Here is a 3,919-nt window from a genome sequence, read left to right on the forward strand (position 1 = left end):
GCCGGTGGCGCGTACCGCCCGGTCCCGGGTGGCCCAGGCCACCACGAACACCGCCGTCCAGGCCACCCCGAGCAGCACCGAGGTGACGGTCCCGCTGGCCGTGCTCCAGCCCAGGTAGAGGCGGGCCCCGCCGAGGACGGCGATGCCGGCCGCCGCCGCCGTCCAGGCGGCCACCGCCACCGGCCAGCGGGCGTCGCGGGAGACCAGCCAGGCGAGCGTGCAGAGGCTCGCGGCCACCACCGCGTTCTGCGTCGGGAACATGACAGCCGCCCGGGCCGACGGGGTGACGTCGGCGACCACCGCCAGGACCACCAGCGGCAGGAAGGCCCCGACCGTGCCGAAGACGCTGAGCAGGTCCGCCCGCCAGGGCCGGTGTCGCCAGGCGAGCACCCCGGCCACCACCGCCACCAGCACGATCAGGAACGACCCCCGCAGCACCGAGACCGTGGTCAGGGCGGCCTGCACCGCGCCCGGGGTACGGCGGTGCGCGAACCAGTCCGCGATCGCGCCGTCGACCACGGCCAGCCCGCTGAAGCGCACCACCGCCTCCAGCAGCCAGGCGACGGCGAACCCGGCCGCCGACAGCAGCAGCAGGCCGGCGCCGAGGTTGAGCAGCAGCGCCCAGCCCGGCCCGAGGTGCATGGCGATCAGGAAGAAGAGGATGCCGTACCGGCCGGTGACCCAGCGCACAGGCGGCAGGGCGGCGGCCCGGGTCAGCAGCGCCCGCGCCGGGTCGGGATGGCGGCCCAGCCACCGCCCGGCCAGCACGATCGCGGCCAGCACGGCCAGCAGCACCAGCACCACCCCGGTGGCCCGGCCCAGCAGCCGGGAGACCGTCTCGTACGACTCGCCGGCCAGGTAGCCGAGCAGCACCGAGCCGCCCACCCAGGTCGTCACCCCGGCGAGGTTCCACGGCGCGAACCGCCGGTACGGCAGGCCGGCCGCGCCGGCCAGCCGGGGCACCAGGGTCCGGGCGAAGGCGATCCACCGGGCCGCGAACACCCCCCGACCGCCGAGCCGGCCCAGCAGCGCGTCGGCCCGGGCCCACCGCTCGGGTCCCACCCGGCTGCCCAGCCCGCTGGCACGGAGCCGGGGGCCGTACCGGCGGCCGGACCGGAACGCGAGTGTGTCTCCCATCACCGCCGCACCTGTCATGACGAGCAGCGCGGGAACAAGCCGAAGCGTCCCCGCGTAGGCTAAGAAGCCGACCAGCAACAGGGTCGCCTCGCCCGGCACCAGCAGACCGAAGATCACCGCGGTCTCCCCCGCGACGATTGTCGCGGCGATCACATAGATCAGCAGGGACGGCAGGCCCTGCAACGAGGTCAGCAGGTCATGCATCCGGTCCCCATGAACACGGGGGCCAGCATGCCAGCCGCGCGAACGGTCGGAACAGCAGTTCCGGCATAGATCCGGGCCATCTGGGGGTGACCCCGACACGTGCCCCGGCAACCGTAGACAGGAGTATGGAGGGTATGCAGCTTCGCACCGACCTCCGCAACGTCGCCATCATCGCCCACGTCGACCACGGCAAGACGACCTTGGTCGACGCCATGTTGCGGCAGGCCGGCGCCTACGGCGCCCGCGGCGAGGTAACCGAGCGGGTCATGGACTCGATGGACCTCGAACGGGAAAAGGGCATCACCATCCTCGCCAAGAACACCGGCGTGCGGTACATGCCGGCGGACGGCTCCGACCCGGTCACCATCAACATCATCGACACCCCCGGCCACGCCGACTTCGGCGGCGAGGTGGAGCGCGGCCTCACCATGGTCGACGGGGTCGTCCTGCTGGTCGACGCCAGCGAGGGCCCGCTGCCGCAGACCCGGTTCGTGCTCCGCAAGGCGCTCAAGGCCCGCATGCCGATCATCCTGGTGATCAACAAGGTGGACCGCCCGGACGCCCGGATCAAGGAGGTCGTGGACGACACCTACGAGCTCTTCCTGGACCTGGACGCCGACGAGGAGCAGATCGACTTCCCGATCGTCTACGCCTGCGCCCGCGACGGCATCGCCTCGCTGACCCAGCCGGCCGACGGCTCGGTGCCGGAGGACAGCAGCTCCCTGGAGCCGCTGTTCCGCACCCTGCTGGACACCATCCCGGCGCCCGCGTACGAGGACGGTGCGCCGCTGCAGGCGCACGTCACCAACCTCGACGCCTCCCCGTTCCTCGGCCGGCTGGCGCTGTGCCGGGTCCGGCAGGGCACCATCAGCAAGGGCCAGTCGGTCTCCTGGTGCCGCACCGACGGCAGCACCCAGCGGGTGCGCATCTCGGAGCTGCTGATGACCGAGGGCCTGGAGCGCAAGCCGGCCGACTCGGCGGGCCCGGGCGACATCATCGCGGTCGCCGGCATCCCGGAGATCATGATCGGTGAGACCCTGGCCGACGCGGAGAACCCGATCCCGCTGCCGCTGATCACCGTCGACGAGCCGGCCATCTCGATGACCATCGGCACCAACACCTCGCCGCTGGTCGGCCGGGTCAAGGGCGCCAAGGTCACCGCCCGGATGGTCAAGGACCGGCTCGACAAGGAGCTGGTCGGCAACGTCTCGCTGCGGGTGCTGCCGACCGAGCGGCCGGACGCCTGGGAGGTGCAGGGCCGTGGTGAGCTGGCGCTGGCCATCCTGGTGGAGCAGATGCGCCGGGAGAACTACGAGCTGACCGTCGGCAAGCCGCAGGTGGTCACCCGGGAGATCGACGGCAAGATCTGCGAGCCGGTCGAGCGGCTGACCATCGACGCCCCGGAGGAGTACCTGGGTGCGATCACCCAGCTGCTGGCCACCCGTAAGGGTCGGATGGAGCAGCTGGTCAACCACGGCACCGGCTGGATCCGGATGGAGTGGCTGGTCCCGGCGCGCGGCCTGATCGGCTTCCGCACCGAGTTCCTCACCGACACCCGGGGCACCGGCATCCTGCACCACGTGTTCGAGTCGTACGAGCCGTGGTTCGGCGAGCTGCGGACCCGGCAGAACGGTTCGCTGGTCGCGGACCGGGCCGGCGCCGTCACCTCGTTCGCCATGATCAACCTGCAGGAGCGCGGACAGCTCTTCGTCGAGCCGACCACCGAGGTGTACGAGGGCATGATCGTCGGGGAGAACTCCCGCTCCGACGACATGGACGTCAACATCACCAAGGAGAAGAAGCTCACCAACATGCGGGCGTCGACCTCCGACGAGACCGAGAAGCTGATCCCGCCGCGCAAGCTCTCCCTGGAGCAGGCGCTGGAGTTCTGCCGCGAGGACGAGTGCGTCGAGGTCACCCCGAGCGCGGTCCGGATCCGCAAGGTGGTGCTGGACCAGACGGTGCGCGGCCGGACCGCCGCCCGTCGCAAGCACGCCGGCTGACCCACCGCCCGGCACACCACCGGAGCCCGGACCGCAGCGGCGGTCCGGGCTCCGCCCGTTCCCGCTCCGCACCGGCCGTCGGTCAGGACCGGACCGGTTTGACGGCGAGCAGGGCGAAGAGGTCCGGCACCGGGCCGGACCCGGACTCGGTGGTCCGGGTCAGCGTGAGGCCGGCGGCGGTGACCGCGTTGAGCAGGTCGGCCAGGGGTACGTGCCAGGCGCCGACCCGGGCCCGCACCCCGTGCGTCGACCAGACCCGGAAGCTGCGTTCCCGCTCGGCGTAGCCGCCGTCGACGACGATCCGCCCGGGGTCGGACCGGTCGGCGAACGGGCCGATGAAGCACGGATGAACGCCGACGTGGACGAAGCGCCCGCCGGGCGCCAGCACCCGGGCCGCCTCGGCGATCACGGCCGGGTAGTCGGGCATGTCGGTGTGGGCGAGCACGCAGGCCACCGCCGGCAGCGCCGAGTCGGCTACCGGCAGCGCGGCGGCGTCGCCCCGGGTCACCGGCAGCCGGGCGCGGGCGTGCCGGAGCTGCCCGCCGGAGAGGTCGACGCCGACCGGCTCCCAGCCC

General features: G+C 72.7%; 3 protein-coding genes. 1 reads left to right on the plus strand and 2 read right to left on the minus strand.

The window, feature by feature from the left end; genetic code table 11:
• Positions 1-1,341 (minus strand): DedA family protein (locus tag JNW89_RS30080; RefSeq protein ID WP_238451651.1); only part of this gene is annotated, 1,341 nt, incomplete at its 3' end.
• Between the two features lie 134 nt (positions 1,342-1,475).
• On the opposite strand from JNW89_RS30080, the gene typA reads away from it, so the two are divergent.
• Entirely contained in the window at positions 1,476-3,344 is a 1,869-nt protein-coding gene (typA, locus tag JNW89_RS30085; RefSeq protein WP_238451652.1) for a translational GTPase TypA, read from the plus strand.
• 82 nt (positions 3,345-3,426) lie between these two features.
• Here the strand turns inward: typA and JNW89_RS30090 are convergent.
• Positions 3,427-3,919 (minus strand): class I SAM-dependent methyltransferase (locus JNW89_RS30090; RefSeq protein ID WP_238451653.1); only part of this gene is annotated, 493 nt, incomplete at its 5' end.

It is taken from the genome of Micromonospora sp. 4G55 (genome assembly GCF_016803375.1).

Bases quoted from the DNA above. Each gene is read 5' to 3' on its own strand.
- typA (WP_238451652.1), top strand. From the start codon at position 1,476: ATGCAGCTTCGCACCGACCTCCGCAACGTCGCCATCATCGCCCACGTC.